Source organism: Cytobacillus kochii, assembly GCF_020171845.1.
Taxonomy (GTDB): Bacteria; Bacillota; Bacilli; order Bacillales; family Cytobacillaceae; genus Cytobacillus; species Cytobacillus kochii.
The window spans coordinates 20753-40521 of sequence record NZ_JAIVAM010000017.1; the positions used below are offsets into that span (position 1 = coordinate 20753).

Below are 19769 nucleotides of genomic sequence, written 5' to 3' on the forward strand. Positions count from 1 at the left end.
CTTGGGGGAAATAATCATGTTTCGAAACAAAAATTTTGCTTTATTAGTATTCGGGCAGTCTCTTGCGAATATAGGGGATATTCTTTATATTACATCTATCATTAGTATGATGTATCAATGGACAGGGTCAAGCTTTTATACAGCATTTGTTCCTTTTACGATAACATCAGCTATGTTTCTATCAAGTTTACTTTCACCGCTTGTGATGAATCGTTGGAACTTAAAATGGTTACTCACCTTTTCACAAGTGGGGAAAACGATCATTATTATCCTACTCACCCTTCTTGTAACTGAAATGGTTGCTGTACCGTTGATCATTGTCTTTATACTCATTGCTGGCATCGGGTTGCTCGATGGCTGTGCGAATCCGATCAGCCAAACATTGATTCCTCATTATGTTAAGAGTGAACAATTAGTGAAAGCAAATGGGTTTTTCGATACGGTTACACAAATCATTCAAGCTGGCATGTGGTTCATCAGTAGTTTGTTGCTCATTCGTATTGGCAGCAACAGCTTATTGTGGGTAGTGATTGGTTTATTCTTCTTATCTAGTTGTTTCCTTTCTTTTTTAAACAGCGTACAAAGCTCAAACGACAAACAACCGTCTCCGTTTGCCGAAATGAAAGAAGGTTGGCACATCCTGTATCGAACACCGATATTGCGAAAAATGGCCTATATTGAAGGGCTTGATTCCATCGCTGCTACAGTATGGATCGCTGCTATTCTCTATGTATTTGTGAGTGAAAGGCTACAAGCCGACCATCAATGGTGGGGCTGGATAAATGGCGCTTTTTTCCTTGGGCTCATTCTCGGCAGTCTTTATTGTATGAAGTATACAAAACTAGTAGAAAACAAAATACAAAAGGTGTTTCTGCTAGGGGCCATCGCAGCGTTTTTTAGTACTTTCGTATTCGCTTTTAATACGCTACCCGTTCTTGCACTTATCCTTGCCTTTTCATTTGGTGCTTCTATGCAAATAAAAGGCATACCGCAACATACAATGATTCAAACGAGTGTGTCACTTACACAGTTATCAAAGGTCTACGCCGCACTAGGCGCTTTGGGCACAGGTATTTTCGCCCTTTCCTCTTTACTGATGGGATGGCTCGCTGAAACATTTAATGTTCAGCTTGTTTTTCTCCTATCTGCCGCTTTAATGGCCGTGATAAGTATTTTAATAAAAGTTAATCAACAGGTTTTTGTTAAAGGAAATGTGAAACAAACGTAAATGATGAAATGAAAACTTCCCATTAATCGTAAGGGAGGTTTTCTTCTTTTTTTAACTGTAATAGAACGAGAGATTTGACCAAAATTTAATAATTATTTTAAACCATAACCGCTTGTACAAATAAAGCAAAGACAACAAATAAATGAACAACCGCCAATATCCCAATATATAAACCATTTAGCGGAAAGAATAATAAGTGAATCAATATAAGTAAAAAGCACTCCACTGCAAACAAGATAACAGTCAGCCCTATTCGATTGGCTAGCTTCTTTTCATTCCTTACTCTCCCCTCTTTATAACCAGCGATAAAACTGACACTACCCTTACGCTGAATTAATACACCAATGACCACTAAAATACTACAAAGGAATAAAGCAAGAATGATCTCCACCAACCTATGTGACCTCCTACCTTCTATCTATTTTTTAAAAAAATGTATAGGAAAAAGTTTAATTCATGATAAATGAGCCTAAATAGAAACTATATATTTTTGCTAGGGAGTGTGCATATATCGTGTTTGATCTTTTTGATTGGCTTAGACTTTTATTATCTGCCATTATCATTTTGCCATTAACAACAATCGTTCGAGAGTTTGGGTATTACCTAGCAGCGACCATTTTAGGGAGCAAAGAAAAGAAGTTAGTGATTGGAAGTGGGCCGGTATTATTTAAAATACCTACTATCGAAGTGAGAAGATACTTCTTTATGAATAGCTGGATGGAGTATGAAGAATTAAATCCGAGCGGACGCTTTTGGCACGGGTTCATTTATGCTTCTCCTATTTTAACGACAGGTGGTTGCGCGATTATTGCTAATTCGCTTGTATTAGAAGGGGTCTTACCAAATAATATTTTCTGGCAAACATTTATCTTTTATTGCTTTTATTATGTATTTTTTGATATTGTCCCTGTTTATTTGCCAGATGGTCAACCTACTAACGGTCGGGCGATTTTTGACCTTATTTATTACGGGGAGCGCTCCGATTATTTAAGACAGAAAAATAGCCAAAGTAATGAGCAACGAGCTTACACTGATGAACAAGAAGAAACAATGGAGAATAGGGATCGAGATGAAAAAGAACATAGTGACCATACCCAGCCTTAATAATTTCCTTAAGCTGAAGCTGAATCTATCTCACTGTTTTCTACACGTTTACTTAGTTGATGATAAAAAATATTGACCGCCGTGAAATAAATCATAGCACCCATTACCAAAAATATAATGAGTTGGATAACCTTTTCTTCTTTTAATAAATGTTCTGTATGATAAACAAATTGTAATTGCTCGTTCAATGAAATGGGAGAGGTAAATATCGATAAAATAAAACCTAAAATAACGAAAATGCCATAAATATTTAAAGCAAACCTTATCGTTAATTTTTTATCATACACGTTTACCTGCTGTTCCTGTGGTCTTGTGCCCATTTAACCTCCCCTTTCATTCATCATGATTAACACTAGAAAGAATATAAAGAAGCATATCGGTAAAAGAAAACTTAAAAGCGTTGTCTTCGTTTGATAGTTTTCCTGCTTCCTTTTTAACAAACGATCGATAACAAAAAACAACCATGCGGCAATTAAACTAATATGTAGGAGAACGAGTCCAAATATAGTATGGAAGAGAAAGGTAAGGATGATAGCTAACTTATTTTTCTTTTTAGCAAGTAAACTGGCAAGCCAATCACTAACGAGAGAAGTCGCTATTCCATAGATATAAATGACTGGAAGACTATACATCATAACAAACCCAAGGAATTCTATGAAATAGGAATGATCTCCTACTGTAGAAATGAGAGTTAAGGTCAGTGGATAAAGCACGCTTGTAATGGAAGCCGCAATCAATTTTCGTCGAAACATATTGCCACCTCTCATGCAATTGGATACCCTAATTATAACATAATTTTGAAAAATATATGAATTTTACCATTATGAACTTGCGATTCGATCAAGCTTTTTCAATCCCGATTGTTCAAACTCATTGGCTTCCGTCTTTAATCGGTTGATGTCATCCTGTTGATCTAATCCCGTTTCTAAAACTTCTTTCTCTAATTGATGTACCTCCGCCTTTAATGAGAAAGCTGTAGAGAGGTCGGCACTCGCCCCTTCAAAGACGGATAACATACTTTCAGTTAGATTTTCAGGTGGCGGATATTGGCTGTATAAACTTGCTAGCTTCGTTGCCTCTTCATATAAAATTTCTAGTTCCTTTAACATCTCTTCTGCTTGATTATCTTCCTTTGCTTCTTCATATGCCACTACATGAGTTTGATAGGACGATTGTTTAGCTAACATTTCTTCCTTAAATTCTTCAAAAGCGGCTTTCTTTGTGCATCCGAAAAGTAAAACTATCATGAAAATGAACAGACTATATTTAAGCTTCAATTGTATCCCCCTTTGGCAAAATATAAGTACTACAGCTCCAATGCGTATGATGAATCATTCCTTGCCACTGTCGTTTTTCTAACTCTTTAGCAATGAGGCGATTGAATATGCCATGTCCGACTAAACAGATCGATCCTTTTTCTCGCGCTTCATTTATGAGAACATCAGTCGCGGCAATAGCTCTCTCTTTAGCTTCACGATAAGACTCACACCCATGCTTGGCACCTAAAAACCATGCGATTCTTAAAAAGAGTGTCCAATGATTTGGCTTTAACCTTATAAACTTACTTAAGTAAATATGAGGAAGCTCTGCCTCCCGAAAAAGAGCATCAGCTGCATAATTTTGATTGCCAGCTAAATGATGAAGAGTCGCCGTCGCACGTAACAAATCACTCGTCAGCAATGTATGTGCTTTTTGAACCTTTTCGATTGTCAGTGCTGGATATTGTTCCATTGGTTCTACTCCCGATTCATCATAAGCTTCTACCCACGAACGATACTGCTGCCCATTTATTCGTTTATTCTCTTTATGAATGGAGGCGCCATGCCTGATTAAGTTAATTTCCACCCTTATCACTTCTCTTTCCTTGCCTAACTCTACCTATGTCCACCTTCTCATAGGGATCATTCGCATAGTTAAAGCCTCTTATTAAAAAGTTAAATGATACATTCTCTTCTTAAAAATATTCTATTTAGTAAACACAAATTCCTTTTCTTTTTATTCAAAATATATTGAATAAATAATTCTAAAAATATAGAATATAGACAATCTACTTATCCATTATAAGGAAAGGAGCCAATTCATGTTACATACGCGGACATTTAAAATATTATGGTTAGGAAATTTAATTTCTGAATTTGGTGGTGCTATCGGGGGGATTATAAATGGCTTACTACTATATGAACTGACGGGTTCAAAGGAATGGATGGCAACAATGTGGCTTTGTTACTTCCTGCCATCACTATTTGTTCAAAGCTTGAGTGCCCCTTTTTTAAACAATATCAATAAAGAGAAAGTGTTATATATTATCCAACTCTTCCGCTCAGCTGTCTATCTTTTACCTCTATTAGGGAGCATAGTAGGCATAAACGATATAACCATAGTAGTGCTCGTGATTCTGCAATGTACAATCGGTATATTGCAACCCATTTATGCTAGTATTTCATTCTCATTAATCCCAGTATATTGTGAAGATAACAAGCTTGTCTCAGCCAATAGTTCGCTCGATGCAACGATAAGATTAATGAGCTTTATCGCACCAGGAATGGCTTCTTTCTTATTACTCTTCTTACCTTTACACTGTCTTTATCTACTCACAACATTGCTCTTTCTTCTTAGTGCTTTTTCACTTCACCAATTGCCATACTCAACAGCAAGTTCATCAGTCAACAAAAATAAAAAAAGTTGGCGCTCAGCATTCATAGGAGGTTATCAAACCTTCTTTTCCTATCCTTCTTTATGGAAGTTAACCCTTCTCTCTTCAGCGGTACAGTTTGCTGTAGGAGCAACAATGGTGATAAAGATCCCATTTTTTCGTGAAGAATTAAGCGGCACTTCATGGGAGTATGCCCTATTTGCCGCTGCTTTTCCATTTGGTTATGTACTAGGTACGTTCTTGTTAGCGAAGTTGCCTAAAAACGATGTAACGCTGTACCTCGGTTTGTTTGGGGGCGGACTCTCTTTTATGCTTTTGTCTCTTACACCATCCATAACCCTTGCATGGGCTTGTGAGCTATTCGGCGGCTTATTATTCCCATTATTTAACGCACAGGGTGTAGCAAAATTCCAAAGAGTGGCTCCGAGGGATCAATTAGCAGAATTAAGTGCCATCCGCCTCCTTTTTTTAAGAGTAACGATGCCTTTAGGGATTTTATTTGCCTCTTTGCCATTACCAACCAGGAACATTTATCTTTATATTGGTGGGCTCATTACCTTTTTAGCGATTGGTTCCTTCTTAAAAAGCACCCGTGTTTCTAGCAAACACCTTACAGCTTAAGCTTTTTTTCTAATTTATAAATCACTTGCCTTGCTCCAAAACGATCAATATAACAATCAATAGTGAAACCAAGTTTTTCTAAAAGTTGACACGACCGCTTGTTAGCTACTTGTGTTTCAGCGACAACCTTTTGCTCGTTAAGATTAGAAAAAGCAAACACCAACACTTCATGGATGGTCTCTCTTGCATACCCTTTCCCCCAACCATCAGGGAAAAATTGATAAGAGATTTCTATATCCGCCTCACAATGGTGGGGGGTAAGAGCGATGAATCCTAAGTGATGATGTGTATGCTTTTCTGATACGATTCAATAATACGATGATAAGTTCATCAACATATTCTCCATTTGCTCCTTTACTTCTTCAATTGTCCTTAACCCGCCAAGATACTCCCGGACCTTAGCATTCCGATACAATTTCACCATTGTAGGAAGATGCTTCATAGAGAGCGGAGTTAATACACATCTTTCAGTCAATAACGTCTTCATTTACTAATCTCTTCAATCATTTCTACACGATTGCCGAACGGATCTCTAAATTCAAAGCGGTCAAAACCTGGAATAGGGACACCCTCTATTAAACTAATGTTTTGCTGCGATAATACTTCCTTCCAAAAGGATAGATTATCTACTTCATAAGCGATATGTGCCTTTGTAGTCGTTCTGTCAAATCCATTTTCAGTGCCAACATGGACGGCACGGTCACCTACTTGTAACCAAAAACCACCTCTCCCTTTCAATGAAGCTGGTTTTTCAATCTCCTTTAATTGCAGAACTTCGCAATAAAACCGCTTGCCTTTTTCTTCTGCTCCTTTTGGAATTGTTAATTGTACATGATGAATCCCTATAATCATAATTTACCTCCTTTATCATTCTTCTCCGAAAGAATAGCACCATTAGGAAAGTCCATTTTTCTTCGTAAAAACGATGAGCTGCTTTTTCGTGACTAGAGTGATTCAAGACAGATATAGTCGGTTCCATGTTTCACCAATTGCATTAGCTTTCCTCCATACCCTTTTGAACGAACAGTTGCATCCGTGACGCATTCTGACATATACACCTGCTTGCCTCAACCTGACCATGCCATCAGTCTTATCCCTTCTTTTATTAACTTTATATTTCTACTTTTAGAAGAATATTCCTTTCATCTAACGACATAATAAAAAGAATCTAATTACAAAAGGAGCTGTTCACTATGCGTAAAAAAAGAAGAATAGTCATATTACTTTTCATTTTCATCTATATTGGCCTTGTATCAAATGTTAGTGCCCTTACCTTCGACACCTTACCCGTCGAGCAATCATCTCAACGTTGGTCCGTGGAAATAAGTGAGGGTGTGGACGATAATTCAAAACAGCAATCCAAGTTCGGTCATTATGATACACGGTCTCTAAAAGTTGAAAACATGGGAGAGAACAACCTCATAACTGCTGAAATTTCAATGTACCGAAATGAACCAAAATCCACAACAAAGTATGCCCTACAAGGTTGTCCGGAAGCATTGGATTGCAAGCAAATTTCAGAAGATCAAAAGCATACGCTTGCCGCACAATTAAATAATGGCTCCCCATATAATTTCACAGACTTTATCCTAGCTGAAAAAGCAACAGAACTTGAAGTTGAAATCACCTGGACAGAAAAAGGCAATGAAGGACGTCCACTGAAAGAAAGATTTGTTTTTTCTGAGGAATAAATGAGAAAGAAGGTTATTCTTTGCTGATAAAGAGTAACCTTCTTTAGAAATACAATATATGGAAGCACTATTTGATACACTGCCAGGCTGAATCCAAGTATACTGGCTTTTAATTTCGAGGGATGATTTGTTTCCTTTTTTTAAAAAATCAGTGCTTTTGTACTCCTTGTTTATACGACTTATACTGGGGGGTATTTCCAGCTCATGATACCAATCGGTTTTATACAGACTCGAAAAAGTGAGCGTGCTATAAAATCAAAGAAGTAGAAAAGTAATCGCTAGTATATGTAACAAAATGAATTACTTACTCCATATCCGCTCGACACTATATCCATCCTTCTTTTCACTTAATCTATAAACATCAGGATTCGATAATTCTTTCCATTCGTCAAACCCGAATGAAGCATGATACTGTTTTAGTAGTAGAGAAATAATATTTCCGTGGGCTACGATGATTGTGTGCTCGGCCTCACTGCTTCGGATTTCCTCTACGACTTGAGAGATTCGGTCCATCGCTTGTCTGCTTGATTCACCACCAGCAAAATATAAATCTAGATCATCGAAAGTGGCCTTTAACTTATCTTGCCAATCATCTAAGCTTGTTGTACTCAGCACACGTTCGGATAAACGTTTATCCACTTCCACTGTAACGCCGATTTTTTCGGCTAACGGTTCAATCGTTTGTGTCGCACGTAAAAATGGACTAGAGAGGATACGATCAATTGGCCTGTCTTGAAAGAATGCCTCTAACTCTTCGGCTTGTTGCTGACCCCTTGTGGTTAGTTCAGCATCCGGTGCTTGTCCGGTTGCTTGGCAATGTCTGACGATATAGATTTCTTTCACTTTATTCCCCCCCGATTACTTTTGTCATCTTCACAATTTCTTGCGAATATCCGATATGTTCGTAAAATTGGACGGCACGTTGATTGTCGGAAAACACATCTAGAACGAGGACTTTGATTCCTCTTTCTTTTGCCCAAGTTTCTGCAAAACGCATCAACTGCTTACCAACTCCTTTTCCCTCACCTTCAGCAGTGACCGCGATTGCAGATATATACGCTAGCTTTTCTTTTGAAAAATAATCCTCTTCTTCCTTACATTCAATATATCCTAAAAACACACCTTCTCCTTCTGCGACAAATATATTATCACTATTCTCATCAATGGAGGCCTGTGCCATTTCCAACTGTTTTTGCTGCATCTGCTCGGAATCACGGTGTGCTAGAAAAGGAATCTCACTCAAACGAGTTGATAATTGCAAGATTCTTTGTTTATCTTGTTGATTGTACGCCCTTATATTCATACTGTCCTCCTGTTCATATATTCCTCCTGTAATAGACCCATATGGATCATATCAAACCATTTGCCTTCTCTAAATAAACATTGCCTCACACGACCTTCTTCAATAAACCCTAATTTTTCGTATACATGCTGCGCTCTCTTATTTAATGAAAATACCCTCAATGAAAGGCGGTGAAGATTTAACTCCATAAAAGTATATTCTAAGAGGATTTGAACGGCGCTCGTACCAACACCTTTACCCCATTCATTTTTTTCACCAATATCGATTATGAGTTCAGCATTGCGATTTTTCATGTCCATATTCACTAATGAGATCATGCCGATTGGACGTTGATGACTCTTCTCCTCAATGATATAGCATTTAGAATCCGTCGCCCCTAGAATGACTGTCTCAATGAACTCCTTTGTTTCTTCATATGTATATCTATCTAAATCTAAACTCGTAAAAGTCATCACATCTAAATCATTTCGCCATTTATGATAAATGGGTATATCATCCACAGTCATCTTTCTTAAAAATAAAAGTTCATTTGCAAGCATTCCTTATCACACCTTTCATCCTTGACTTTGTTCAAGTATACCGTAACATTAAATATTTTTACTATAAATTACTTTTCTGGAAACAAAAAAAGACAAAGACGTTTTGAAAACGCCCTTGCCCCACTATTTAATATACATAATCCGGATAATCAGTAATAATGCCATCCACTTTCATTTCTTTTAAGAATTGTGCTGCTTCAGGTGTACGAACAGTCCAGGACTGGATTTTCATTTTGTTTTTTCTCACCTTTTTGACGAGTTCTTCATTCACAAGACCGATACTCGGGTTAAAATAATCAGCATATTTCCGAAATGCTTTGAGCGCTTCATCACTAACATCGTTAGGAGAGGAAGTTAATACGCCAATAGGCATTCTTGGTAATAATTTATTTGCCAGTTTCATAGATTCGAAGTTAAAGGATTGGACAATCACTTCTTCTCTTTTCGGTTTATCCATCTTCCGTTTCTTTAATGCTTTCGTCATTTGCTTCTCGATACCAGGATATAACTCGGGCGCTTTCAGTTCAATGAGAATACCGATTTTTCCTTTATAACGATCGAGGACTTCATCGAAACTAGGAATTTTCTCTCCTGCAAATTCCTCCCCTTTCCAGCTACCAGCATCTAGTTGTCTTAACTCCTTAAAATCGAGGTCACCTACTTTGCCAGTTCCATCAGTTGTGCGGTCGACTGTCGTATCATGTAAAATGACTAACTTGCCATCCTTACTTCTTTGCACATCAATCTCAATATAATCTGCACCCATCGCAACTGCTAAATCAAATGCTGCGATTGTATTTTCTGGTGCATAGCCCGAAGCTCCCCGATGCGCTACGTTCGCAATTTCTTTTTCTTTCCTACTTGCCTCAGCCTCACCAAAAGGCAAAGTCACAAAAATCACTGTCGCTAGTAAACAGAAAAGCAATACTTTCTTCAAATTCCCCAACTCCTTTATTTTATCTTTCGAATCAAATGATAAAGGAGGAACTTGAAGAGAATATAAAAAGGGTGTGTAGAAGATATAATATTAAAGTAAAAATATTCAGTCTTATTTACTTATAATTTTTTACAAAGAGAGTAAGTAAAAATACATAGAACGGAGAAAAGGAGAAGTCTTTCACCCTAAAAGGCAGCTTCCCATCATTCTCCGTATCATCTAATCAATCCAATAACCTTCTTCTTAACTTCTCTATAACCTCGCTCTCAACTGAGCATTCCTTCATAAGATAGTCCTCGATTGTATCATGTTTAGAAAATATGGCTTTATAGGCTTGTTCAAGATAGGCTTCTCGTACTTCAAGCACTGGTTGAATATCTGTTTCCTTCAAACGGAAGAGGCTAGCTATCTTTAGTGCTTTTGCGGTTTTCTTCATTCTGGGCGCAATCAATTCATTGGATTGAAGGTATTCTTTCATGACCATATCGTATGGAACATCCGCTGTTAATTGAATTAATGATGACATAAAACCTGTCCGGTCTTTACCTCCTGTACAATGAATAAGCAGTGGAGCGTGCTCCTTTTCCACTATCAGGTCAAAGATTTGTTTAATTTCCCTTTGGCAACCGAACGCCATATGCTGATACATTTTAAGCATCAACTCTTCAAAGTTCATATGCCTCGCACCGGTTAGTAAAAATTTAAGCATCCCTTTTCGCGTTAATTCCCAACTAGGGTCTTGAATAGGAATTTTCACTACTGAGAGATGTTGTTCTTCATGAATTTTCGCTCGCTTTGATTCTCCTTCTGACACCGTTCTTAAGTCACAGATTGTTTTTATATTCAACTTTCGAAAAAGATTCATATCCGCTTCAGTCAAACGAGACAGTTCATCTGATCGGTAAAGCAGACCTGATTTCATTCTTAGTCCGTTGCTCGTAACAAGTCCTCCGATATCTCTGAAGTTATATACCCCTTCTAGTCGTTCCCATTCCATCGTCGTCATCAATTGTTCTCCTAACTACGCTTTTAATAATTCATTTTAACATCTTGAAGTTTAAGAAAACAAAAAAAACCGACTATAAGCCGGCTTCTCCTCAAATCACTCTTTATCTTTTATTTGCAAGTAATCACTATTATTGATTGAAATGGTATATTTACCATCGCCATACTTAAGCATGGCTTTCTCTACTCTCTGTTGTTCATCATATTCATCCTGTTTTTCTGTAAAAACGATATTATTTGGTTCTTTTTCAGAGTTAAGGTCACCAACATCTGATACAACAAGCTCGGCATTACTGTTTTTACTCATGTACACATTCACTGCAGAACTGTTATTCACGTCCCAATCTGCTGTTAGTTGACGAGGCTTCATCGTAATTTCGTTATAATTCCCGTCAATTTCTAGTGTCACATCTTGTGGAATCACGAGTGTCGGATCCAAAGTACTATAATTTTGAAACATTGCGATTGACTCACGTGGTAGTTCCTTAAATGCAATGTATAAGGTATCTCCCTTTACAGTAGTTGTCATATAATCTTCAACATCCGTAATTAATGGTTTTTTCTCTAATTGGGTAGCAGTGTACGTACCAAATACAGACAGTTCCTTTCCTGTCGATCCTTCCACACTTATACCAGTTGAGCCTGAATCAACAACGACTCTTTTCACATCATTATTCATAGCAAAATCGAATGTTGGTAAATCACCTGTTCTATGTTCAAGGTCCATGTTGGCACTCACTTTATCAACAATACCTGTCATACTAAGAAGTGCAATGGTAATACCAACTGTTCCTAACACACCCACAAAGAAAATGCTAAAGATATCATACTTTAAGTAAGGCTTTTCTTGTTTTGAGAAGAATAAATATAGCAAGATTTCGCCACCTAAAATAACAAATATAATCGGCCACCATGAAATAAGTATACTCGAGACATCCAACTTAAATATTTGTGAAAGAAGCAAATATACGCCTAAAAATAAAAGTGATGCCCCCATTGAAAAGGTTCCTACTCTCCATGTCCTCATTTTTTCTTCACCCCTTCTTCATTTTTTTCTTTTCTTTTGTTCCAGATAAGAGCTTTAACCCGCCACCAATTAAAACGATACATACAATAGCTGTTTGGAAATAGCGATTAAACCAGTACCAGACGTCAATATTCAACACTTCAATAATACTTGGTGCAAAAGCCGGCAATAAGACATTTGTTGTCAAATAATACAAACCAACTACAACCAACCCTATGCCTAACCATTTTTGATGATTTTCAAAATAAGAAACAATCGGTACATCTTCTAACTCTTCTTCTCCATAGCGTGAGGATTTTTGTAAACCGTCGAAAAAGCTATAAAACCATATAATTGGTATGAGAAACAGGAAAATCCCTAAACGCAGAACGTCCAAAATATAGATAGAGAAAAGAAATGCAGCCATTAATTGAATCCCTCTTCGCTGTAGTCCTAAATACAAATGACCTGCCCCCGGGAAAATAGATAAGAAAGTAGCAAGTCCTTTACTTTTACGGCCCTCTTCTCTTCCTCTTTCTATATCTTCTAATAAAGTTCTGTCTACGAGCTCTTCCCCTTTTTGCTTTTTATTTAATTGTTGAATCGCATCAAAGAAACTGTATACCCATATTACTGGGAATAGTAAAAGAAAGACCATAAATTCTCCACGATCAGTTAAAAAAGCGACAAACAAAACCATAATACAGAAACCAAGTGAAGCCGTTAGTAAGGTAATCCCTCTATTCATTAATCCCAAATGAAAATGTCCCACTCCTGGAATAAAAGATAAAAGAATAGTACGGAACCGTTCATAATCCAGTTCTTCTCCAACTTTAGAGGACGGGTCTTGTTTATTCTTTAGCAACTTTGAAGCCATAATAGCTGTATCGACGAGATTAATAATATAAAGAATGACACCAGCAAAGACAACAAGTATAATTTCGCCTCCTACCCCAACCGAAAGCATGAAAAACGTAAAGGCAATAAGGGCAAATTCACCTATTAGATAGGCCAACCCGCGGAGGAATACGCCTAAATATAAAAGACCTCCTCCAGGAAAAAAACCTAATAAGAATGCCAATAAAGGGTTTTTCATTTTTTATCCTCCTCCTTCTTTGTATCCATCCAAGCAAATGTTTTATCCATAATTCCTTCTGTTATAGATGCTTTATCTTCTTTAAACTGTTTACTCTCCACATCACCAGCATATTGTGTGAGCGTTTGGAAAAAGCCCGTTGACATAAGTATTAAAGTCATCGCTGCCGCTATCCCATAATGAAAAATTGTTTTTTTATAGAACGCTGTGGCTTTACGAGAGAAATTGTCATTCTTTGTATCTTGTTTATTAATTTCATTTGGCAATTGGGCCATAATGTTGTCGGTAAAAGCTGTTCCATCTATAATATCTGGGAGTTCCTCTGCCTCAATTGCCGTCAGATAGACCTCCAAGCATTGATCGCAGGTATAGAGGTGGTCCTCATAAAGAATTTTATCTTCACCATCTAATTCATTCTTCACATATTTCGTCCATTGTTCATAACTGTAATGTTTCATGAAAAATCGTCCTCCTTCCAATGCTTTTTCATCCATTGACGTGCTCGGTATAATTTTGTTTCGATGGTCTTCACCTGCACATTTTGCTCATCTGCCATCTGTTGATAGGTTTTTTCGTTTATATAAAAATCATAAATGACATGTCGATAGCCTTCTGGCAATTGATGGATACGTTGTCTTACTAACTCAACCGTTTCTTTCCTCAGGAACTTTGTTTCAATATTACCATGTGAAGATTCCCTTCTATCAAAATCAATCACATCCATTATGTCTTCACGCTGTCGTTCTTTTTTTCTTTTCATATCAATGGCGTGATTGACGGCGATTCGTTTCATCCATGTTTTAAAACCTTGATCCTCATATTGGGGGAGAGAGTGATAGATTTTCAAAAACACTTCTTGTGCGGCATCTTCAGCAGCATTCCGATCACGTAATACCGCAAACGTAACTTTAAAAAGTTCATTGCGGTATTTTTCGACAAGTAATCGGAAAGCATGGTCGTTGCCATCTAATATTTTTTGGATAAGAACTTGGTCGCTAATGTCACTCTCCCCCTTTCTTTTTAGCTTCCATCATAATAGACGTTAAACAATCATCTTTCCCCTACACAAAAGATAAAAATAATTTCACTAGCTTTATTCAAGCAAAAATTAGCCTGCTTGACTATACTTATATTTTGCAAAATACGGGGTTCTAGACATTTTCAATCATGAATATTACTTTATCTTCATATTCTTATCTATGAGGTGAGAACAGCATGAGAGTAGCTTATACAAGTTCCGACGTAGATTTAATGGCAAGGATGATGAGAGCCGAAGCTGAGGGTGAAGGAAAGCAAGGAATGTTATACGTAGGCAATGTAATCGTTAATCGTGCAATCGCTGACTGTCTTGATTTTAGAGATGTTCGAACAATCGAGGATGTCATTTATCATGTACAAGGTGGTAATTATTCATTCGAAGCTGTGCAGAAGGGGAACCTCTTTTACAACAGAGCAAGGAGCACAGAAAAAAGACTCGCCGAGAAAAATTTGAAATATTGGCGTGAACACCCTGCTAAATATGCACTCTGGTATTTCAATCCATATGCTCCCTGCCCGCCTACTTGGTATAACCAACCTTTTGCCGGCCAGTTTAAAAATCACTGCTATTATGAGCCAATCGCTAACACATGTGACAGTGTTTATGTGTAAAAGAGAACAACAAAGAACATCCCAAAATGGGGTGTTTTTTTGTTGTTTGTTTAAGTTCGTTGATTTATTTACGAAAGAATCGCCATTTATAACCCTTAGGAATTAATTTTTTTCGCGTAGATTGAAGCAATGTCTTTATCGAGGGTTTAACTTTTGTTCAAGCTACATTTTTATTTAAAATAGAGAATAGCTATTAGTAATCGAAGAACAGATATCATCTGAGGAGAAAAAACGTTTGACGGAACTACTAAGAAACAAAAAAACATAACGTCCCTTTCAAAAAAGAAGCCGGTTACTTAATTGTTATTCCTCACCATGAGGATATCGCAAAAGTTATTCAATCGAAATAACCAATCCCACCCCTGACTTTTAAACAGTCTAGTTGAATGATGTAATTCTCCTAACGAGAATCATTTTTATAATTTTCTGCCATCCCATCTATCACACTGTTATTTTACACTAAATAGCTTCTTTCATTTTGACAAAGATAGACATTATTTTAATATTTATTTATTATTTTATAGGATATTTTCGCATAGACTAATATGGTAAAATTAGTAATGTTAGAATTTTCTTGATAAGGAGATTAGCTATGGACTTATTTATTTTATTACTATCTTATCTCATTGGCTCGATACCTACTGCCTTACTTGTAGGTAAACTTTTCTTTGGCATTGATATTCGTGAATATGGTAGCAACAATCCCGGCGCAACGAATACACTTCGGGTTTTAGGAAAAAGAGCAGGGGTTACTGTTTTAATTATTGATATAGGTAAAGGTGCACTTGCTGCTTCACTCCCTTTGTTACTTCAAACAGGCGGTGATCCACTGATTATTGGTTTGTTTGCAGTTGTTGGACATTGCTTCCCTATTTTCGCTGGTTTTCGTGGAGGAAAAGCCATTGCTACAACTGCTGGTGTGCTTTTGGTCGCGAATATCTGGTTATTTCTAATTGCCTATATCACCTTTGTTGCCGTGGTTTCTATCACAAAATATCTTTACTATGGTTCCATTTCTGTAGGGGTTGCTCTTTTCTTATACGCCACCCTTTCACCACTACAAAAAAATGAATGGATCTTTTTCCTATTTTTATTGTTACTCATTTATTTACACCGTTCAAATATTCGCAATCATTTACTGCAGAGGGAGCCTAAAATTAATGATAAGAAAATTAAAGATGACCGTCTGCCGCCTAAACAAGCTTAAGGAGGTCTGTTATGACTAAACAGTTAGCGAAATTCATCGCTGATTTAAATCAATTAGACAAGCATCATATCGGCTTTTGTGGAGAAAAGGAAGAGGACATTCTCCATGATATACAAGAAATAAAGCCTTATTTTATCACTTATGAATATGAGGGTGAAATTGAAGCTGCCATAGGATTAGATATTGATGAAGCTGACCGGAGTGCAGAAGTATGGGGTCCCTTTGCCAAGAATCATGAGGTAAAAAAAGATTTGTGGAACCAAGTTGTAAACTCCTATGAAAATAAGCTACAGCAATTATCGTTTTTTGTGAACGAAAAGAATAATAGCACCTTACATTTTTTACAATCAATCGATGCCACTCACCAAGGAAATCATGCCATACTCGCAGCAAAGCGAGGGATTTTCCAAAATATCTGTCACAGCTATCATGAGCAGTATCGAAACGATTTTCTGCTACTACACGAAGCAACTTTTCCGCAAACTTATTTGTCAGGAGAAGAGATACTAAAACTGTTGGATCAGCATCATAAACTGCTTCTATTGACAGAAAATGGCCAATTACAGGGCTATGTATATCTCGAAGCTGCACCACACTTTGGTGAAGGGCAGATTGAATTCCTTGCTGTATGTCCTAAAGCAAGAAAAAAAGGAAGAGGGCGACAGCTCATTGAGGCTGCGCTTGAAACACTCTTCCAGTATGAAAACATAGATAAAATCACGTTATGCGTATCGCTTGATAATCATCAGGCGATCAAGTTATATCAATCAGCTGGATTTGAGCTGAGTGCACGGTTAAAATTATTCTCTTATCAATTTTAACTGAGTTAAGTCTTTCACTCTTGCAATGCCAGCTAGGGACATGGTGATTCTCGTTTCTTCTATTAAGTTTTCTAATACTTTTTCAACCCCTGCCTGACCGTCAATACCTAAACCATATACAAACGGTCGACCAATACATACAGCTGCTGCGCCTAGTGCCAATGCCTTTACTATATCCGTCCCGCAGCGAATACCACTATCAAATACTACTGGCACTTTTTGATTAGCTGCTTTAACAACGGCAGGCAATGCATCTAGCGCAGCAACTGTTCCATCTAATTGCCTGCCACCATGATTAGAAACAATAAGCCCTGATGCGCCTGCCTCTATTGCATATTGGACATCTTCTGGATGAAGGATACCTTTAATATAGATAGGTAAGGACGTTCTTTTTGCTAATGCTGCAATATGCGACCAATTCATTTCAGGATAATGAATATTATCTAAAACAGATTGAATAATAGATTCATGGTCAGTCTTCTCACCAAGCGCATGCATAAAGGCTGGATCTGATTCGTAATTTGCTTTACCGTAACCCTCTTTTAGCGGAGAAAATTGTGTAGCGATATCCGTTTCTCTCCAGCCTGTCATGATTGTATCAACAGTCACGACAATCGCTTCATAACCTGCGCTTTCAGCTCTCTCTACCATACTGAATGAAACCTCTTCATTCCTCGACCAATAAAGCTGAAACCACTTTGGACTATCTACTGTTGCCGCCTTGATCTCCTCAATCGAGTAGCTAGAGACTGTACTCTGAATAAAAGGAACTCCGATTGTTTTCGCCGCTCTAGCAGTAGCCAACTCCCCTTCTTCATGTGTCAATTTTTGCATGCCGACCGGGGCAATAAAAATGGGGTATGGGTAAGTATGCTCTCCTAATGTCACACTCATATCTATATCTGCTACATTTCTAAGCATTCGAGGTAGAATTGACCATTTTTCGAAAGCTGTTGTATTCTTTCTTAATGTTTCCTCATTACTTGCTGCCGAGCGGACGTATCCATATGCACCCTTAGACATGATTTTTTTTGCTTCTTGTTCTAATGATTGGTATGAAACAGGGAAAACGGCTGGAACCTCAATATTCATCTGTCTATCTCCTTTTTTTAAACTCATTTGCGGCGCCTTTTTTCACATGCGAAGAGTAGGAATAGTGGGATCCTTTGGCATCTTTTCCACTCTTTTTCTGAAGAGAATGATGATTGATCTGGTGTAGCTTCACTAAGATTTATAATATTAAATTGGCAATCTTGCAATATTTTAAAATACTGTTCGATTGTCCGATAAACCTTCACAACTTTTTCATCAATCCACAGCTCTACCCGCTCACCAATTAGAAAGTAATCATCCACTACCCAATTTCCTCGCTTACCTCCACCGCTAATGAAAGCACTTGTAAGGACCGGATGCTGTACACTAAAGACAAATTCGCAACCCGTTCGCAAACTGTTATAAATATTCTCGCAAATTTGTTTGAAATCTTCAAGATAGTGAAGCGTTAATTGTGATACAATCATAAGTTTCTTTTTTAAAGTCATATGTTTCTAAACTAGCATGAATTAATTTTACATTAGGAATACCTGCGAGGTTTTTTAGAGCCAATTCTAACATTTTTTGCGAACCATCTATCCCTGTATAAGATCGAGTAGATGGTGCCAATTTTTTGCTAAAGTGGCAGCACCACACCCAAGTTCAAGCACATCTTTATTGGTCATGTCACCTAGTAAATTCAAAAGGGCTTTCTTTACGCATTCTTCTTTTCAAATCATTTTGTAATAATTCCTCCTTTTCATAAACGGATGATCCCCATATTCCACTGTATCGCTCCCTTCATTATTTTGTTGGTGCTCCTCGATATCTCGCTTCACGTAGCTCGAGAGCATAGGCTGCAACATTGGGCATCCCCATTATTTCAGCTTGATGTATTTCTCTTTCAATATCATAAGGAATCCTCACTATTTCAATTGAGAAGGGACCTTCTTGTTTAGATTGATAATTCCCATGCATAATCGCAAAAAGTTGCCTGTGGAATATCTAAGGAATTACCGACACTGCCACAATTAAATAATGTTCTTTGCGGTTGAATTGGTTCAATGAGCGCAGCATGAATGTCTCCGAATCCAATTACATCAGGCTTCCTCTCTTGTTCAAGCGGCTTTATCCATTCACTTATTTCAAACATCTCATTTTTCTCTTTGGTCGTGGCCTTCATTGGAATGATTCTGTGATAAACACTTTTTGCTGAAGCATGATAAAGTCGTATATATTTTCCACTCATATAAAAATCATAATGGAAGGGTAAACTCTGTAAATAGTCCATAGCTTCTCCCTCAAGCTGCTTCTGATGCCACTCGATTTCTTCACTATCAATTGGCTTTGTAATAAAATCATCCCAATTCCCTTGCAGTACCACATCACATGTTTCTCTTACTTTATGTACTACCTCTAAACCACTCGGACCCTTACCAATTAAATCACCTAAACAAAAAATCTTATCTATTTTTCTTTCTTTTATGTGATGTAGGACCGCTTCTAAAGCTGTCAAATTACCATGAATATCTGAAATAATTGCAATGGCCATGGTCATTTCCTCCTTCGTGCGTGTTGATTATAGTATTTTGTCATAAATAGCAGTATTATTGTTGAATTGGTTACTCTATTTTGTTCAAGAGGGGCGATTCTTCTTTCTGTGACTATCTCAATTGTACTTCTTTCCCTGAAGTCAGTGATTACTTCTTTTGCGACGATCTCACTTGAGATTCCTTTAAGAGCTCCGCGTCCTTTCATTTGCCACTTCCTCACTTACCACCGAGGAGGGCAATACCTCTCTATTGCCAACAAACGACAATTCATTACGAAAAGTCTACTCCTCTTTCACTGAGCAGTAAAGGGTTTAGCAATTACT

28 protein-coding genes and 1 pseudogene are annotated in these 19769 nt (G+C 37.4%); 7 read left to right on the forward strand and 22 right to left on the reverse strand.

The genetic code is table 11. From position 1 onward, the window contains the following. Positions 1 to 16 precede the first annotated feature (16 nt). On the forward strand, positions 17 to 1228 hold the full coding sequence (locus tag LCM23_RS23185) for an MFS transporter (protein ID WP_224938957.1): 1212 nt from the start codon (positions 17 to 19) through the stop codon (positions 1226 to 1228). A gap of 97 nt (positions 1229 to 1325) precedes the next feature. On the opposite strand, the gene LCM23_RS23190 is transcribed toward LCM23_RS23185, so the two are convergent. Continuing rightward, on the reverse strand, positions 1326 to 1622 hold the full coding sequence (locus LCM23_RS23190; protein ID WP_224938958.1) for a DUF3784 domain-containing protein: 297 nt from the start codon (positions 1620 to 1622) through the stop codon (positions 1326 to 1328). Between the two features lie 119 nt (positions 1623 to 1741). On the opposite strand from LCM23_RS23190, the gene LCM23_RS23195 reads away from it, so the two are divergent. Further along, positions 1742 to 2332: a hypothetical protein gene (locus LCM23_RS23195; RefSeq protein WP_224938959.1), complete on the forward strand. Its 591-nt coding sequence runs from the start codon at positions 1742 to 1744 to the stop codon at positions 2330 to 2332. 8 nt (positions 2333 to 2340) lie between these two features. Here LCM23_RS23195 and LCM23_RS23200 read toward each other — a convergent pair whose 3' ends face one another. From LCM23_RS23200 to LCM23_RS23215, 4 genes are all read right to left on the reverse strand, one after another. Next, complete coding sequence (locus LCM23_RS23200) at positions 2341 to 2652, reverse strand: hypothetical protein (protein WP_224938960.1); 312 nt, start codon at positions 2650 to 2652, stop codon at positions 2341 to 2343. Beyond that, on the reverse strand, positions 2653 to 3084 hold the full coding sequence (locus tag LCM23_RS23205; protein WP_224938961.1) for a hypothetical protein: 432 nt from the start codon (positions 3082 to 3084) through the stop codon (positions 2653 to 2655). Positions 3085 to 3153: 69 nt separating this feature from the next. Continuing rightward, positions 3154 to 3609 (reverse strand): hypothetical protein, encoded by a 456-nt coding sequence (locus LCM23_RS23210; RefSeq protein ID WP_224938962.1) that lies wholly within the window; start codon positions 3607 to 3609, stop codon positions 3154 to 3156. Further along, positions 3599 to 4177 (reverse strand): histidine phosphatase family protein, encoded by a 579-nt coding sequence (locus LCM23_RS23215; RefSeq protein ID WP_224938963.1) that lies wholly within the window; start codon positions 4175 to 4177, stop codon positions 3599 to 3601. The genes LCM23_RS23210 and LCM23_RS23215 overlap by 11 nt, the downstream gene beginning before the upstream one ends. A gap of 235 nt (positions 4178 to 4412) precedes the next feature. Between LCM23_RS23215 and LCM23_RS23220 the strand changes: the two genes are divergently transcribed. Beyond that, on the forward strand, positions 4413 to 5606 hold the full coding sequence (locus LCM23_RS23220) for an MFS transporter (RefSeq protein WP_224938964.1): 1194 nt from the start codon (positions 4413 to 4415) through the stop codon (positions 5604 to 5606). Here the strand turns inward: LCM23_RS23220 and LCM23_RS23225 are convergent. From LCM23_RS23225 to LCM23_RS23235, 3 genes are read right to left on the reverse strand one after another with little or no spacing between them, the layout of a single operon-like run. Beyond that, the gene (locus LCM23_RS23225) at positions 5596 to 5913 is read right to left on the reverse strand and encodes a GNAT family N-acetyltransferase (protein ID WP_224939012.1); all 318 of its coding nucleotides are present in this window, start codon (positions 5911 to 5913) and stop codon (positions 5596 to 5598) included. The genes LCM23_RS23220 and LCM23_RS23225 overlap by 11 nt on opposite strands. Continuing rightward, complete coding sequence (locus LCM23_RS23230; protein WP_224938965.1) at positions 5914 to 6093, reverse strand: hypothetical protein; 180 nt, start codon at positions 6091 to 6093, stop codon at positions 5914 to 5916. Then, positions 6090 to 6458 (reverse strand): VOC family protein, encoded by a 369-nt coding sequence (locus LCM23_RS23235; protein WP_224938966.1) that lies wholly within the window; start codon positions 6456 to 6458, stop codon positions 6090 to 6092. The genes LCM23_RS23230 and LCM23_RS23235 overlap by 4 nt, the downstream gene beginning before the upstream one ends. 341 nt (positions 6459 to 6799) lie before the next feature. Here LCM23_RS23235 and LCM23_RS23240 point away from each other — a divergent pair, with 341 nt between their 5' ends. Continuing rightward, positions 6800 to 7297, forward strand: coding sequence for a hypothetical protein (locus LCM23_RS23240; RefSeq protein WP_224938967.1), 498 nt, complete (start codon positions 6800 to 6802; stop codon positions 7295 to 7297). Between the two features lie 300 nt (positions 7298 to 7597). Here the strand turns inward: LCM23_RS23240 and LCM23_RS23245 are convergent, their stop codons facing one another. The 9 genes from LCM23_RS23245 to LCM23_RS23285 all read right to left on the reverse strand — a co-directional run bounded on the left by LCM23_RS23245 (position 7598) and on the right by LCM23_RS23285 (position 14183). Next, positions 7598 to 8140: a histidine phosphatase family protein gene (locus LCM23_RS23245; RefSeq protein ID WP_224938968.1), complete on the reverse strand. Its 543-nt coding sequence runs from the start codon at positions 8138 to 8140 to the stop codon at positions 7598 to 7600. A 1-nt stretch (position 8141) separates the two neighbouring features. Beyond that, positions 8142 to 8600 carry a GNAT family N-acetyltransferase gene (locus LCM23_RS23250; RefSeq protein ID WP_224938969.1) on the reverse strand — a complete coding sequence of 153 codons (459 nt, stop codon included), beginning with the start codon at positions 8598 to 8600 and terminating at the stop codon, positions 8142 to 8144. Next, positions 8597 to 9139, reverse strand: coding sequence for a GNAT family N-acetyltransferase (locus LCM23_RS23255; RefSeq protein ID WP_224938970.1), 543 nt, complete (start codon positions 9137 to 9139; stop codon positions 8597 to 8599). Before LCM23_RS23255 ends, LCM23_RS23250 begins: the two co-directional genes overlap by 4 nt. Before the next feature lie 127 nt (positions 9140 to 9266). Further along, positions 9267 to 10076 carry a glycerophosphodiester phosphodiesterase gene (locus tag LCM23_RS23260; protein ID WP_095370651.1) on the reverse strand — a complete coding sequence of 270 codons (810 nt, stop codon included), beginning with the start codon at positions 10074 to 10076 and terminating at the stop codon, positions 9267 to 9269. A 223-nt stretch (positions 10077 to 10299) separates the two neighbouring features. After that, the gene (locus LCM23_RS23265) at positions 10300 to 11082 is read right to left on the reverse strand and encodes a tyrosine-protein phosphatase (RefSeq protein WP_224938971.1); all 783 of its coding nucleotides are present in this window, start codon (positions 11080 to 11082) and stop codon (positions 10300 to 10302) included. 96 nt (positions 11083 to 11178) lie between these two features. Next, positions 11179 to 12108, reverse strand: a complete 930-nt coding sequence (locus tag LCM23_RS23270; RefSeq protein WP_224938972.1) for a hypothetical protein — start codon at positions 12106 to 12108, stop codon at positions 11179 to 11181. A 7-nt stretch (positions 12109 to 12115) separates the two neighbouring features. Continuing rightward, on the reverse strand, positions 12116 to 13183 hold the full coding sequence (locus LCM23_RS23275) for a hypothetical protein (protein WP_224938973.1): 1068 nt from the start codon (positions 13181 to 13183) through the stop codon (positions 12116 to 12118). After that, positions 13180 to 13641, reverse strand: a complete 462-nt coding sequence (locus LCM23_RS23280; RefSeq protein WP_224938974.1) for an anti-sigma factor — start codon at positions 13639 to 13641, stop codon at positions 13180 to 13182. Before LCM23_RS23280 ends, LCM23_RS23275 begins: the two co-directional genes overlap by 4 nt. Then, entirely contained in the window at positions 13638 to 14183 is a 546-nt protein-coding gene (locus LCM23_RS23285) for an RNA polymerase sigma factor (protein ID WP_095370656.1), read from the reverse strand. Before LCM23_RS23285 ends, LCM23_RS23280 begins: the two co-directional genes overlap by 4 nt. A 215-nt stretch (positions 14184 to 14398) precedes the next feature. On the opposite strand from LCM23_RS23285, the gene LCM23_RS23290 reads away from it, so the two are divergent. The 3 genes from LCM23_RS23290 to LCM23_RS23300 all read left to right on the forward strand — a co-directional run bounded on the left by LCM23_RS23290 (position 14399) and on the right by LCM23_RS23300 (position 16861). Continuing rightward, on the forward strand, positions 14399 to 14833 hold the full coding sequence (locus LCM23_RS23290; protein WP_224938975.1) for a cell wall hydrolase: 435 nt from the start codon (positions 14399 to 14401) through the stop codon (positions 14831 to 14833). A gap of 592 nt (positions 14834 to 15425) precedes the next feature. After that, positions 15426 to 16040, forward strand: coding sequence for a glycerol-3-phosphate 1-O-acyltransferase PlsY (plsY, locus tag LCM23_RS23295; protein ID WP_095370658.1), 615 nt, complete (start codon positions 15426 to 15428; stop codon positions 16038 to 16040). An 11-nt stretch (positions 16041 to 16051) separates the two neighbouring features. Next, complete coding sequence (locus LCM23_RS23300; protein ID WP_224938976.1) at positions 16052 to 16861, forward strand: GNAT family N-acetyltransferase; 810 nt, start codon at positions 16052 to 16054, stop codon at positions 16859 to 16861. On the opposite strand, the gene LCM23_RS23305 is transcribed toward LCM23_RS23300, so the two are convergent. The 5 genes and pseudogenes from LCM23_RS23305 to LCM23_RS23325 all read right to left on the reverse strand — a co-directional run bounded on the left by LCM23_RS23305 (position 16841) and on the right by LCM23_RS23325 (position 19651). Next, on the reverse strand, positions 16841 to 17953 hold the full coding sequence (locus LCM23_RS23305; protein ID WP_224938977.1) for an alpha-hydroxy-acid oxidizing protein: 1113 nt from the start codon (positions 17951 to 17953) through the stop codon (positions 16841 to 16843). The two genes, LCM23_RS23300 and LCM23_RS23305, sit on opposite strands and share 21 nt — an antisense overlap. 23 nt (positions 17954 to 17976) lie before the next feature. Continuing rightward, the gene (locus tag LCM23_RS23310) at positions 17977 to 18381 is read right to left on the reverse strand and encodes a hypothetical protein (protein ID WP_224938978.1); all 405 of its coding nucleotides are present in this window, start codon (positions 18379 to 18381) and stop codon (positions 17977 to 17979) included. Then, positions 18347 to 18475, reverse strand: a complete 129-nt coding sequence (locus LCM23_RS26270; protein ID WP_404826634.1) for a class I SAM-dependent methyltransferase — start codon at positions 18473 to 18475, stop codon at positions 18347 to 18349. The genes LCM23_RS23310 and LCM23_RS26270 overlap by 35 nt, the downstream gene beginning before the upstream one ends. A gap of 222 nt (positions 18476 to 18697) precedes the next feature. Beyond that, positions 18698 to 19445: pseudogene (locus LCM23_RS23320) on the reverse strand (metallophosphoesterase family protein). A 2-nt stretch (positions 19446 to 19447) separates the two neighbouring features. After that, positions 19448 to 19651, reverse strand: a complete 204-nt coding sequence (locus LCM23_RS23325; RefSeq protein WP_224938980.1) for a hypothetical protein — start codon at positions 19649 to 19651, stop codon at positions 19448 to 19450. Between the last annotated feature and the right edge of the window lie 118 nt (positions 19652 to 19769).